A 14,777-nucleotide genomic window follows, 5' to 3' on the forward strand; every position below is an offset into this window, starting at 1 on the left:
TAATAATCAGTATATGAAAAAGTTAAACTACTTTCTCGTCCTGTTTTCTGCTTTTTCCCCGTTTTTATTTTCGCAGCATCAAAACGAAAGGACTTTCAATGAAATAAGAAAAATTTATGAAAAAATGGCGACCGATGATATTTCGGCCATGCCCGATGTGCGGATGTACATTGCGAAAGCCAAAAAAGAAAAAAATTATATAAAACTAATCCAAGGCTACAGGGACGGAAGGCAGTTTGACTACCATCATAAAATACAATATGCTGACAGTGTACTAAGCATAAGTCTTAGCCATGGAACAAATGATGATGTCAGTAAGGATTATCTGAGCAAAGGGATTATCTATTATTTTTATCAGAAAAAATATAAGCTGGCGTTGAATGAATACCTCAAGGCCTATCAGTATTCTAAAAATTCGAAAGATCATTACCTGCACTATAAGGTGCTGTACCATCTCGGAATTGTTAAGGGGCATCTCGGATATTATGAAGAAGCCCTGGAGCATTTTAATAACTGTCTGGCTTTTTACGATGCGCGGCGCAAAGGAGATAATCATGTCAATGAAAAATATAATTACAATAAAGGCTATTTGAACAGCCTCCACCAGTTGACGGTGGTTAACCGGTACCTGATGAATTTTGCCAAAAGTGACAGTCTGAGTCGGCTGGGCTTACGGCTTACGGAGAAGGAAGATGATTTTGAACTAGAGCACAGCTATTTTCTAAAATGTATGGGAATTTTAAAATTCCATCATAAAAATTATGATGAGGCTAAAGCCGATCTTAAAAAATCTCTGCCCATGCTTTTAAAAAGGAATGATTTTGCATGGTCAACCGTAATCTATTATTATCTGGGGAAGATCGCGCAGGCTGAACGAGACTCTAAGACGGCCATGGTTTACTACCATAAGATAGATTCTGTATTTGAAAAGCATGGATTTATTCTTCCTGAAGTATATAACAGCTACAAATACCTGATTGAATACTACCGTCACAAAGATATCAATCAACAGCTGTATTTTACAAATCAGCTTCTGAAGGCAGATAGTATTATCTCAAAGGACTATGCCTACCTATCGTCCAGACTTCACAAAGATTATGATAGGCAGACCCTTATCGAGCAGAAAGAGGATATTGAGAAAGCGGGGAATCAGAAAATGAGATATGCCAAGATCATTATTTTTTCAGGAACGGTGGTACTCACTTTTTTTGCGGTGAGATACCAAAGGGATCAGAAAATTAAAAAACAATACGACCTACTGCAAAAGCGCATTCAGGAAGGAACTTACAAAATAAGCGACCTTGAAACACAGGAACAGGATGAACAATCCTTACGAAAAACGTCACTTACTCCTGAAATGACCATTGAAATCAGGGAAAAGCTAGAAAAATTTGAAAAGGAGCTGCAGTTTACAAAGAAAGGTATCACCCAAACCAGCATTGCCCTAAAATTAGGGACAAATGCCCATTATCTCTCTATATACATCAATGAAAATAAGGGAATTAACTTTACCAAATATATGGCAGAGCTGAGAATCAACTACATCACCCATCTTTTGAATACCAATACCAAGTATCTGAATTACCGGATTGAAGCTTTGGCAGATGAATGCGGTATTGCCGCCCGTCAAAACTTCTCCAAACTCTTTTTTGAAATCAACGGCATACGCCCGACGGACTATATTAAGAAGCGCAAACAGAACCTGGGAATCAGTTGATTATATCGCAGATAAACGATTTTTTGTAAATTTCTAAAAAAAGGACATGGTAACAAAAACTATTTTTAGAAAAATTAAGCGTTTGCAGGATGAACTAGAGCTTAAGATCAATCAAGTTTACGATGACAACGGAGACATGGTAAAAGTTGCAGAAAAATCATTGCTGCTCATCGATGAATCGATTCGAAAACTCAAAGCAATGGTTTCCTCCCATCAATTTGAAACTATAGCAGAAGAAGTTTATTTCTTTAAAAAATTAAAACCTCCGTTTATTTCAAAGTTTATTTATTATTCAACGGTTCTTGAGGTCGAATCTCATAGACCTGATGCGGGTAGCAAAGCGCTGAAAAAATATTACGAAGCAGAGCAGGAAAAACTTAAAAACTTTTACTTAGAACAATCCGAATTTTACAGCTATTATAGAAGAGAGGCTACCTACCTTGACCAGAAAATATTTGTCAGAAATTCTTATGACTTAAAAATGAAGCTTTCATTAGGATTTTACAACTTTGACTCCAGTTTCACCACTTCTCACGATCATATGATCGCAAGGTTTTTGGCAAATCAACAATACGACCAGTACCTTAGAAGAAAGATTGAGGATTTAGCTGATCCTTCCAGTATTAAAGCTGTTAGACCACTTTCATGGTCTGCATCAAAGGTGGGGCTTATAGAACTTACCTATGCACTTTATCAAATGCGATGCTTCAATGGTGGAAACATAGAACTCAGCGAAGTAATTAAATTTGTTGAAAAAACATTGGGCACAGATTTAGGAAACTTTCACAAAACCATATTTGAAATCAGGAACAGGAAGCAGGGAGCTACTAAGTTTTTAAACTTGGTCACCGAGAATCTGAATAAACATTTCCTCAATACAGAAGGTGAGTAGCTGTTGATCAACCTCATTTGTGTTTAGGTCATTTGAGGTTTTAATTTTTATTCATCAGATGCTGCAAATCCGGATCCTTTGAAATTCGATCCATTTCTTGTGTAATGATTCTGGTAATATCCGATTTAATAGTCTTATAGTTCGTTTCGATTTCTTCACGCAGACAATCATTTCCTTCTTCATCAATAAAAGAGCGTATTGAAGGTATTTTTTCATAGGACTTTTCCTGTGCTGCCAGTTTCACACGATCCACCACAATTTCAGAATGGAATATTTTCTGTTTAATTCTTTCGTCAAAATTATCCGAAACAGCCCCGACAAAAAATCCTTGAGTCAGCGTAGAAATCTTAGATGCCGGAATTAAGCTGTCCAATTGTGTTGATATGGATGTGGAAGTATCATTTCTATTGATGGATATACTTTGTCTCTTTTGTAAAACTTTACCAAATCTTTCTGATAATGCTTTTGCTGTTTCTCCAACGACTTGTCCGCTGAAAATATTTCCCACCGTATTCTGAATGACTTTGCTTTCTTTATCTCCGTAATCTCTTGTTAATTGAGAAAAATCCTGAAATCCAAGACAGACAGAAACTTTATTGCTTCGAGCCGTAGCGATCAGATGATCTAATCCTCTGAAGTAAATTGTGGGTAGCTCGTCAATAATAACTGAACTTTTAAGCTGACCTTTTTTATTAATGAGCTTTACAATTCTTGAGTTGTATAATCCCAAAGCTGCAGAATAAATATTTTGACGGTCAGGATTATTTCCTACACAAAGAATTTTGGGCTCATTGGGGTTATTAATGTCTAAAGAAAAGTCATCTCCGGTCATAACCCAGTACAATTGCGGCGAGATCATTCTTGACAGAGGAATCTTCGCGGAAGCGATTTGTCCCTGTAACTGATCCTGTGCTCCGCCTTGCCAAGCGTCCATAAAAGGAGAGAGGTAGTTTTCCAGCTCTGAATAGGATGTTAGAATGGTAAATACATCTTCATATTTTTTATTCAACAGCTCGATAGCATGTGGGAATGTACAGTATTTCCCGTTCTCATAAATTTTAAGAAACCAAATAATAGCAGCTAAGAGAATAATCGGACTTTCCACAAAAAAATCTCCCTGCTTCTGTATCCAGCTTCTGTTAAGGTTCAGCATAATCGTGTATGCCGCTTCGTAAGCATCAGAGATATCCGTCATAAAATACGGATTCAAAGGATTGCATCGGTGGCTTTTTCTAGGATCGTCAAAATTGATAACATAGAACTTGGGCTTTATCTTATAAGCATCTGAATGATTTAAAAGATGATTGTAGGCAATGGTCGATAAATCATCGAATTTAAAATCATAAATATACATTGAAAATCCTTTTTCAATGTGCTGTTTGATGTAGTTGTTGACAACGGCAAAAGATTTTCCTGAACCTGGTGTTCCTAAAACAATTGTAGCTCGAAAAGGATTGACAATATTAATCCATCCCTGATGCCATTTCCCCTGATAATAAAATTTAGTGGGAAGATTGATGGAATATTCATTATAAAATAATTTTGTCTCCTGTAGAAAGCTTTCATTCTCACTGTTAAAAACATCTTCCATTAAATTATGTCGCAGAAGACGACTCATCCAAGCCCCTGATACCATAAGAAACAAATAACCACCTCCTGTTGTAACAATGTATAAAACATCACCACTATCCGTTGAAATATGTAATAATGGAGTATTGAAAAAGAACAAAAGGATACCCATTGTTAAAGTTGTTGATATTTTTTGCCAGGTGATTTTATCGTTTTTAACTCCCTTGGTACCCAGGCAGCTTAATCCAAGCAGTATTACTGCAAAGAGCTTTGTATACAAAATATCGGCAAAAAGTCCTGAAGTCTGGTTAAAACTGTAAAGTATCTTATTGAAAATCTCATGTGTCCAGCTAAGCTTCTCAAAAAAACTGTAACAAAACCAATAGAGGTGCGTCAATACCATGATGATGCTCACTGTTCTCATAAATGCCATAATTTTGGCAAGACCTTTTAGATCGTCCTCTCCCTGCATTTTTAAATTGTTTTTAACAATTTTATTAACATAATTATACAGAGTGATTACGAAATGCATCGAGCGCACTTATTTGTCTGCAATTGTCATATTATAAAGTCTTTCAATTGAACTCATCCTAACAAAGTTGCTGCTTCGTCCTGCGGAGCTTCAAGATTTATTTGGACAGAAGCATTAAAGTGTCAATTTTTAATCTGTTATAGTAGTGAATTGAATTCAAATAACTAATACAACTCCTTATTATTTATTATTTAAATGATGCGCTGAGGAGCGCAATTCCAGCTTTGAAATATCAATATTCCATAAGGGCTTATTTTTGTTGATAACAACAAGTGAGCGGTCATTCAGATCAAACTTCTTTACAAAGCAGTAATACAAATATTTGTTCAGCCTTATCTGGATCCGTTTTCCTCTGTGACTCAGGTTCGCATATAAATAGTAGTTGGTTTCAGAATAGGGTGCAAAGAAAAGAGAGATAATATGCTCCTTCCAGAAGGTTTTATTTTTGTTCTCTGTCCATGAATTTAACCTCTTGATCCTTCCTTTGTTGGATATGGCAAAATATCCTTTGAGACCGGGAATAGGTTTCCATAGTTCGCCGGGAAGATCTTTTAACGATAAATTCATACAGGCAGGCGGGTTGTTTGGATCAATAGATGGTTCCCCGAGGTTTTTCCATAGGTTTACGTTAAAGATTTTCTCCGTTTTATCTTTTTTCTCCGGTATCAACTCTTCTTGAGTAGGAATATATCCTTTTGTAAACCATAGGAATGTTCCCGCAGTAATCCTTTTTTTGTTGATCACCGCCATGATCTGGGTGTGGTGGATTCCCAAAGTTTCGCTTGCCGCATAAATATTATCATAACTTGCAACAAAATCCCCATCGACGGTGTACTGGCTGACTGGCTGGTAGTAATTCCCTTTTTTTCCTCTGCCTGTATTCAATACTTTATTTCGAAGCTCAATGGCTGTGACTTTCTCGAGATTGCTGAAATGGACGTTGAACCTGTTTTCATCTTTAAAAGAGATCCGGAATGAGAGATCATCCATATCAATTTTTTCAACAAAATGATAATACACCAAACGAGCAGTTGACCTTCCATATACTTTTCCATCACTACAGAGGTTACATCTCACATTATAAAAATGAGCTTTTAAATGCTTGTTAAAATACCTGAATGCCTGCGGCTTCAGGATACGGGCTAATATTTTCTGCTCTCCTCCATTTGGAAGTGGAACTAATCGCTCTAGGCTCTTTACTCGCCCATGACTGGAAATGGAATAGTTCTCAAACCCTTCAATCGGCTTCCAGCTTTCATGTGGAAGATCTTTTAAGGAAATATTGGAAAGAACGGTATTGATATATTCATCTCCTATTTCTGTGGGCAGTTTCATAAGTTGGAATATTTTTTTGCTTTATAGTCGTTTTTATTTGTGCATCGTTATGTAGATAAAACAAAAATATGCATTAGATATTAAAAAAGCGTCTTATATGTATTCCGTAATTAATATGCTCTGATGTTTCCTAATTTTGATTTCCAACCACAAGAGATTAAACTGCATCTTATGATATAAGATGGATAGCAAAATAAATTACGACATGTTCTGTCGTTTTAGAACAGTTTCTTTAGAGAAGGATAATTAAGAAAGAATACAAATTATCAAAATTTTGTAATTATCATATTAAATGTATGAAATAAACCTTTCTAACATGACGTAAAATAGATACTTTTGCAAAGTTTTAAAAAATTAATAATAACAACTCAAATATAGACACTTAAGTATGAAGAAATTCTACGTAGGAGCACTATTGTTATGTTCCTTCTTACGCCTTTCTGCTCAAGAAGTAATTTGGCAGAAAGACATCAAATCCTCCACACAGGACTTTCTAAGCCAGATTACCACAACCATTGACGGACAGTATTTAATTACAGGAAGCTCTATTCAGTCTCCAAAACAGCAATCTTCTGAGAATAGACAAAACGGAGGTTACGACTATCACTTAGTAAAACTTAATCAGCAGGGAGAGGAAGTCTGGGAAAAATATTTCTCAGGTCAAAACCATGATTTTTTATCGGCTACTGTTGCTACACAAGAAGGAGGTTTCCTTATTTCAGGAACGAGTTATTCCGGAAAATCCTTAGATAAAAAAGAAGAATCAAAAGGCGGATCAGATATTTGGCTGATTCGAATTAATGAATTCGGAGATGAACTTTGGCAGAAAAGCATTGGCGGAACTTCTGATGAAGAAGCCAGATCAGTAATTCAAACTACAGATTTAGGATTTTTTGTGGCAGGTAACGTTCAAAATTCTTCAAAAGGTTACGGATCAAAAGATGTTTTAATTGTAAGACTTGATAAAAACGGAAAAGAGCTTTCCTCACTAGTTTTAGGTGGTAAAGGTTTGGATGAAGTTGAGAAAATGATTCCCACAAAAGATGGCGGAGCTTTACTAGGTATGTATTCAAGAAGCAACGCAGGAGGTTCAAAGAAGACTGAAAACTATGGAGAAGGTGATTATTGGATCATTAAACTTTCAAAAGATGGAAAGGTTGAATGGGAAAAGAACTTCGGAGGAAAAGGAGATGATCATTTGAGAACGCTTTCTTTGACATCTACAGGATATTTAATTGGTGGTGAATCGAGATCCGAGAGATCAGGAAACAAATCCGTCGGAATCGAAGAAGGAACAGATTTATGGCTGATTTCTTTAAACGAAAAGGGCGAAGAAATCTGGCAAAAGTCTTACACTTTCAAGAACAGAGATGTTTTGATGGGAATGAGTGTTTTACATTCTTCTGATGAAAAGTCTTCCAAAGGCATTTTGTTAGGCGGTTATACTCAGGCAGAAGGAAGAATTGAAAATGATGATGAGACTTTCTGGATGCTATATCTGGATCAAAACGGTAATGAACAATGGAGAAAATATGTAAAAGGAGAATCCAGAAAAAGAGAAGAAAGATTGTCTGATATTAAACTCAACCGAGACGGATCGATTGTTTTAGCAGGAACAAGTGCCGAGGAACTTGGAAAAGAGAACTGGAAGATTGTAAAGCTGGGAGACAAGCAAATCGATCAATTAATCGAAAAACAGGATATTAAGATTTATCCGAATCCTGTTTCAGATTATGCTTATGTCGAAATAGGATTTGATTTCAAGGAAGCAGATATTACGCTGTACGATATGGGAGGAAGACAATTACAAAGTCTAAAAACTAATAACAAAGTAACTAAAATTAACACACAGAATTTGATTCAGGGGGCTTATCTCATCACCATTAAAACGGATACGAATAAAACGGCGAATGCTAAATTGATTAAAAAATAAATATAAATGAAGAAAAATGTCTTTTTATTGCTGTTTTTAATAACAGTGGCTACGCAATATTTTTCAAAACTTCAGGCTCAGGGAGGTTTTGAAATTCAAAAAGAAGCATATGAGAAGTCCTCAGATGTTAATATTGCAATGGGGGTTCCCAATATCAACTTTCCTTTGTTTAACATCCCAACGAATTCAAATAAGCTCAATGTAGCTGTTTCTCTAAACTATATCGCTAATGACATCTCAGCTCATAATATGATAAGTGATGTCGGAAAAGGATGGAATATTCTTGCAGGATTCGCTGTAAATAGGATGACACATAACTTTAATGAGGATTATACCATAAAAAAGAATATGGATAATATGTCTTATTGCGAATCCAATGTATTCCAATACAGTATTCCCGGAGGGTCAGGGAAGTTTACCATTAATTATGATAAAATACAGCACGGCTTAGTTGCGACTCAATTCAAATTATCCAAAGATAAAATAATAATTGAGAAAAACTCCGATACGCTTACTTATAAAATAAAGTCCTTTACTGTCATTGATGAAAATGGACTTCGTTATATATTTGATAAAAATGATATTTCATATTATACAGAAAGTGGACTTGGAAACAAAAAAACACTTTTCCATACCAATTATAATATCAGTAAAATATCGGATGAAAATAACAATACATTAGTCACTTATGATTATGATACAACTTCCAAACAGATTACTTCAGGAAGTACGACCAAAACTATTCTTAGACATAAGCTCATAAAGATAACGATTTCCAATAATGGTGTTGTAGATTTCGTGTATTCAAAAAATCCTGAATATCCTGTTGATGAAGATAATTACAAATTACAAAAAATTACATTAAAAGATATTGCAGGAAATATCATCCAGCAATCTGTTTTTGAAAATTATTATAATCTGGTCTCTCTCGCCACACAAGGTAGAAATTCAAGTGGAATAAAAAAATATACTTTTGAGTATAATACCAATTTCAATGAAAATCATCTGGATCCATATGGATTTGTGAATAGCTCATTTTATTGCAGTCTAGACGAAGGATTTCTTTACACTCCTTACACCATACATCCTCAATTTAGTTCTGTGGGGGCTCTTTCGAAAGTATATTTACCTACTGGGGGCAAAATAGAATATGAGTATGAATCTAATACCTTACCAGGCGATTCGAATTATCGAATTGAAAAAATTCTGGAATTTAATTATGATACAAGTATTACAAGAAAATATTTTTTTACAACACCTGCTTTATATCAAAAAACATTTGTACAGCAGGATATAGATTTTGGGGATTTTTTAATAAACACACCTGTAAATCCCAACCCTTTCAGTTATGCAATATTTAATAATACAAATAACGAGGAAAAGCAATTAAATGATTATGCAGTAACAGATGCTATTCCAGCTACCTGTGATGGAACAAAATTCTTTATAGGATCAGGAGAAAATTATAAATTCCAGGCATATGGAGACGGGAAAGGGATTATTAGAATCTATGGTTTACGTAGTACTTCTGAACTTTTTCAAAATGCAAAAGGACTTAGAATTAAAAGTATAAAAAAATATGAGAGCAATTCTGCGACACCTATTGAATCATTACAATATAGTTACAATCTTTTTGCTAACAATGCCATGCCTAGTTCAACAACATATTCCAGTGATGATTCTTTTGGATATATTGGTCTGGATTTTTATAAAGGAAATGAATCTATTATTTACACTAATGTAAAGGTAACTGATTTAGTAAAGAATTACTCTACAAAATATACCTTTTTAAATCCGGATGTGGCAGAATATAGTTTAGGAATACCGCCATCTCACTTTTATGGAATTGATTTCAACAGTGAACTAAAGACTGGTTTACCACTTCTTGTCGAGCAATATGATGGAACCAATAAATTAGTTTATAGTCAGGAGTTTATTTATGGAATGGAAAATAAACCGCAAGCCAATTACATAAATAATTTTTCTATTTCATGGAGAAAAAATCAAGGAATAACTGCCAAAACATTCATGGATAATAATGTTGTTCTTACAGAGACCTCGCTTTCTACTTATGAACCTGAGTATGGAAATTTAAAAAGTGAAAAGAATACGGATGCTAATGGAGAAGTAATCGAAAAGAAATATCAGTATGCTTTAGATTTAAATAATCAAAAGCTTTTGAATGCTAATTTTGTCGGGATTCCTTTAATTCAGGAAACAGTAAATACAAAAAACGGAATTTCGAAAACCGTATCTAAATCAGAATTAAAATTTGATAATCCTTCTCATAACTGGGCTACTTCTTCGGTTGTTTACGATGCCATCACCGGAAGTCCTGAAACTGTAATGACCATTGATAAATATGATGCTTTCGGAAATCCATTACAGACCACATCCAAGTCTGGTATTCCAACGACCTTGGTTTATGGCTATAACAATACCCAGATCATTGCAAAAATAGAAGGAATTACTTATGATGCATTACAGAATTTGAATCTTATGTCTTCTATTGTCAATGCTTCCAATGATGACGCTCTTGATTCAAGTAAAGAAGGACTGCTAATTGCTGCACTGGACAATTTCAGAAAAAATCAGGCTCTGAAAGATTATTATATCACAACGTATACTTATGATCCTTTTATCGGGGTTACAAGTGAAACATCTGCACTAGGAATCAGAAAAAAATATGTATATGATAATTTAAATAACCTGATCAAAACAACAGATGTAAACGGAATCACGCTGGAAGAATATAAGAATAATATCAAACAACACTAATTATGAAAAAAAGATTATTAATATATTTATTTTTGTCCCTTTATGGCTTGTATTCGGGACAGATATCATCTTCGGAGAATTATTTCTATACAAAAACATGCCTTACCGAAGAATGTACAAAGAAGGCAGAAACAATTACTTATTATGACGGATTATCAAGACCCAAACAAATCATAGGCATAGGTGCAACTCCTTCGGGAAAAGATATCGTAACTCACGTAGAATATGATTCTTTAGGAAGACAATTGAAAGGATATCTACCTGTTCCTCAGACAGGAAATCAAAATGGAGCCATTTATGGCTCACCACTTTCCAATGCGCCCTCTGTTTACGGATCGGAAAAAATCTATTCCGAAAACGTTATGGATGTTCTTCCGTTAAACAGGGCAAAACAATCCTATGGAGTCGGGAATGCATGGGCAGCAAAGCCTGTTAATTATTCTTACGAAACCAATCTGCAGAATGATGTTGTAAAATATATTGTTTCAACAAACTGGAGCAACAATACAAGCTATTTAACTTATTCAGGATATTATTCAGCCGGAATATTGCTGAAAAATTCGGTAAAAGATGCTGATAATAATGTGACAACTGAATTCAAAAACGGGAAAGGGCAAACCCTTTTGGTAAGAAAATTTTCAGACAACGGAGAAAAAACAGATACCTATTACGTTTATGATGAGTATGAAAATCTTGCTTATGTACTTTCTCCTTTAGCTTCCAAAGCCAATGAAAATCTTACCATAGGAAGCTTAGTTCCGGATAATACACTTAGCAACCTTTGCTATCAATATAGATTTGATACGAAATTCAGAACAGTTGAAAAAAAGTTACCGGGACAAGGCTGGGAATATATCGTTTATGATAAACAGGATCGTGTGGCAATGACTACAGATGCCATTGCCAAGGCAAAAGGACAATGGTTTTTCACTAAATATGATAAGCTGGGCAGAGTATTGTATACGGGAATTACATCTGGAGGAGAACGAGCAGATGAACAAACTAATGTTTATACCAAAGGTTTGAATAACGAAGAAAGAACCTCTGCCGTAAGTTTTACTCAGAACAATATACCGGTATATTATACCAATTCTACTGCATATCCTGTTTCTATTCAGCAGATATTAAGCGTGAACTATTACGATACATATCCTGAAGGTACGCCACAGATTTCTTCACCGGTTTTGAATCAGGAAGTATTATCACAAGATCCAGTGAACAATCTTGTAAGCACCAAAGGACTTGCTGTAGCTTCTTATACCAAAAATATTGAAGACGATAACTGGACGAAAAATTATATCTGGTACGACAGTAAAGGAAGAAGCATCGCAACACATTCCGTCAATCATTTGGGAGGGTATACAAAAACAGAATCCAAATTAGATTTTGCAGGTGTTGTACAGCAAACCAAAGCCTATCACAAAAGACTGAGCACAGATACTGAAAAAGTAATCGTTCAGAATTTTGAATATGATTCTCTTAACCGTCTGAAAAAACAGTGGCATCAGGTAGACAGTAATCCTCAGGAGCTTCTTGTGGAGAATACATACAATGAACTGTCTCAATTATCCAACAAAAAAGTAGGAAATAATCTTCAAAGTATCGATTACACTTACAACATCAAAGGAGCGATTACGAAAATCAACGATCCTGCGAATCTTAGCGGAAAACTGTTTGGGTATGAAATAAAAAACACCAATCCGGAAAATACGGTTGCAAAATTTAATGGAAGCATTACCGAAGTAGATTGGAAAACCTCAACAGATAATGTGCTGAGAAGATATTCCTATGAATATGATCCTTTGAACAGACTAAAGAAAGGAAAATATTCTGAACCATCTGTTTCTGTTCCGCAAAATGATTTCTATAACGAATCTGTGACTTATGATATGAACAGTAATATTGCCTCTCTACAAAGAACAGGTAAAAACTCTTTGGGGTTAAAGTCAGATATTGATATTCTTACTTACGGTTATATTGGAAACCAGTTAACAACCGTAACCGATGATTCCGGAGATTATGCCGGATATCCCGATACTTCAGGAAGCAAAATACATTATGATGCCAATGGAAACATGACCGACCATTTAGATAAAGGAATTTTACAGATCGATTATAATATTCTGGATCTTCCGAAATATGTGAAATTTAATGAATACATCACAAGCCGTGGTGGTAACATCTATGTAAATACAGCATATACCTATCGTGCAGACGGAACAAAAGTTCGAAAAGAATATAATTATAAAGATGGTGCAAATCTTAGTCTTTCAAAAACTGTGACGGATTATCTGGACGGGTTTCAGTATGAAGGAACAACGTCTTTGAATAACCCGATTGTCATTCCTTCTTTAAAGTTTGTTCCAACATACGAAGGCTATTATAATTTTGAAAATAATAAGTATATTTACAGCTATACAGATCATTTGGGAAATGTGCGTTTGAGCTACTTCAAAAACCAAAATGGCAGCGCAGAAGTTCTGGAAGAAAATAACTTTTATCCGTTCGGGTTGAAACATGAAGGATATAACCAGACTGCTGGAAATTCTTCTTACAACTATGAGTATAACGGAAAGGAGTTGCAGAAGGAAACAGGTTGGAGCGATTATGGAGCAAGGATGTACATGAGCGACATCGGAAGATGGGGAGTTATCGATCCATTGGCAGAAACATCAAGAAGATTTACGCCTTACAATTATGCTTATAACAATCCTGTGATGTTTATAGATCCGGATGGAAGAAAAGCTGTTCCTCCACAGGCACCCGCTGAAAACTTTACGGTACCCGGTGGAATGTTGGATTACTATGGAAGAGGAGGAACAGGGAAATTATCAAATCTTATGGCTTTTCTGGGGCAGGAATATTATTTTATAGGAGTTGATGATACCATGCTTGGCGGAGGTGGTGGTGGAAGTGCCAAAACTTTTGGAGAAACGCAGTGGTATAGGGATATTATGGCGCAGCTTAATGGAGCACCTACCTTTCAATTTCCAAAAGGACAAGAAGAATACTATAAGAAGAATTATCCCGCATTTTACGATTTAGTTAAAAATAAATTACCAAAGATAGTTAATGATCCTAATTTTTTACAAGCATTTATGGATATAACAGGTATGAATAAAGATGAAGTGACAAAAGCATTCACTTATGGAGAAGGGCCGATTCTTCACGATTGGGATGTGAAAATGTCCAATGGTCAATATGATTATACAAATTCTCCTATCCCAGAAAACCTTAATAAGATATCGATAGCTACATTTGTTTTGGATTGGTTTGAAAAAGCTAATAAAAACCCAAATACAATAGAAGGAATCGTAAATTTATTTTTTATGTCAGGAGTCATCGGACATGAAGGTGCTCATTGGGGAAATAACATTAAAGGTGCATCAAAAGATATGCAAGGATTCCTTCAAAATTTTGTTAATGATGAAGGAAGACCAGAACATGGAAACGCATTTGAGTATAGAATATTTATGAACGATATTAAAGGAGTCGCTCCGGCAAACGGGCGTTTAGATATGGGGCAAATAAACAGCTTTCCTTATAATCTTAAAGAATATTCCAGAATACATTTTAAAACTTTATCAAAAATATTTAATCCATAAATGATGAGAAAAAATATCTTTTTATTATTCTTTTGTTTAACAATCATTATGTCTTGCAAAAGCATTTCAAACAAGAAATTCACAAATGAGTTTTTTAGTAATCCAAGTGTTATTTATAATTTAAAAAAAAATAAACTGGGTAATGAAATAAATATTTTAGACTCCGAAAAATTGGTTGTAAATGGAATAAAAACTTTCAAGAATGATAGTTTAAATATTAACATTGTTAATAGCAAAAATGATTTTATCGACTATGATCTTAAACAATATACTGTAAATCGTGATCTTGCATTTATCGTTTTATGGAATTTTGGGAAGAATGAATCCTTTTGGTTTTTTTTTAATAAGGGAGAGAGTACAAAAAAATGGTATTTAATTCAAACACTAAAGAAAACGACGAGATAAAATGCTATTAA

The 14,777-nt window shown here is 34.8% G+C and carries 8 protein-coding genes; 6 read left to right on the forward strand and 2 right to left on the reverse strand.

The features are described 5' to 3' along the window. Nucleotides 1-13 precede the first annotated feature (13 nt). Complete coding sequence (locus ACKX2A_RS17980; RefSeq protein ID WP_415326308.1) at nucleotides 14-1,717, forward strand: AraC family transcriptional regulator; 1,704 nt, start codon at nucleotides 14-16, stop codon at nucleotides 1,715-1,717. 46 nt (nucleotides 1,718-1,763) lie between these two features. Continuing rightward, a complete protein-coding gene (locus tag ACKX2A_RS17985) occupies nucleotides 1,764-2,609 on the forward strand; it encodes an RteC domain-containing protein (protein ID WP_415326309.1) in 846 nt (281 codons plus the stop codon). Between the two features lie 40 nt (nucleotides 2,610-2,649). Here ACKX2A_RS17985 and mobC read toward each other — a convergent pair whose 3' ends face one another. Both mobC and ACKX2A_RS17995 read right to left on the reverse strand, forming a co-directional pair. Then, nucleotides 2,650-4,650: a conjugal transfer protein MobC gene (gene mobC, locus ACKX2A_RS17990; protein ID WP_415326310.1), complete on the reverse strand. Its 2,001-nt coding sequence runs from the start codon at nucleotides 4,648-4,650 to the stop codon at nucleotides 2,650-2,652. A gap of 240 nt (nucleotides 4,651-4,890) precedes the next feature. Next, complete coding sequence (locus ACKX2A_RS17995; RefSeq protein WP_415326311.1) at nucleotides 4,891-6,045, reverse strand: NUMOD4 domain-containing protein; 1,155 nt, start codon at nucleotides 6,043-6,045, stop codon at nucleotides 4,891-4,893. Between the two features lie 388 nt (nucleotides 6,046-6,433). Here ACKX2A_RS17995 and ACKX2A_RS18000 point away from each other — a divergent pair, with 388 nt between their 5' ends. From ACKX2A_RS18000 to ACKX2A_RS18015, 4 genes are read left to right on the forward strand one after another with little or no spacing between them, the layout of a single operon-like run. Further along, nucleotides 6,434-7,978 (forward strand): T9SS type A sorting domain-containing protein, encoded by a 1,545-nt coding sequence (locus ACKX2A_RS18000; protein ID WP_415326312.1) that lies wholly within the window; start codon nucleotides 6,434-6,436, stop codon nucleotides 7,976-7,978. 6 nt (nucleotides 7,979-7,984) lie between these two features. Further along, nucleotides 7,985-10,756 carry a hypothetical protein gene (locus ACKX2A_RS18005; protein WP_415326313.1) on the forward strand — a complete coding sequence of 924 codons (2,772 nt, stop codon included), beginning with the start codon at nucleotides 7,985-7,987 and terminating at the stop codon, nucleotides 10,754-10,756. 2 nt (nucleotides 10,757-10,758) lie between these two features. Next, nucleotides 10,759-14,361, forward strand: coding sequence for a DUF6443 domain-containing protein (locus tag ACKX2A_RS18010; protein WP_415326314.1), 3,603 nt, complete (start codon nucleotides 10,759-10,761; stop codon nucleotides 14,359-14,361). Continuing rightward, entirely contained in the window at nucleotides 14,362-14,766 is a 405-nt protein-coding gene (locus ACKX2A_RS18015; RefSeq protein ID WP_415326315.1) for a hypothetical protein, read from the forward strand. Nucleotides 14,767-14,777 lie beyond the last annotated feature (11 nt).

This window comes from Chryseobacterium sp. MMS23-Vi53 (assembly GCF_047651245.1).
Lineage (GTDB): Bacteria > Bacteroidota > Bacteroidia > Flavobacteriales > Weeksellaceae > Chryseobacterium.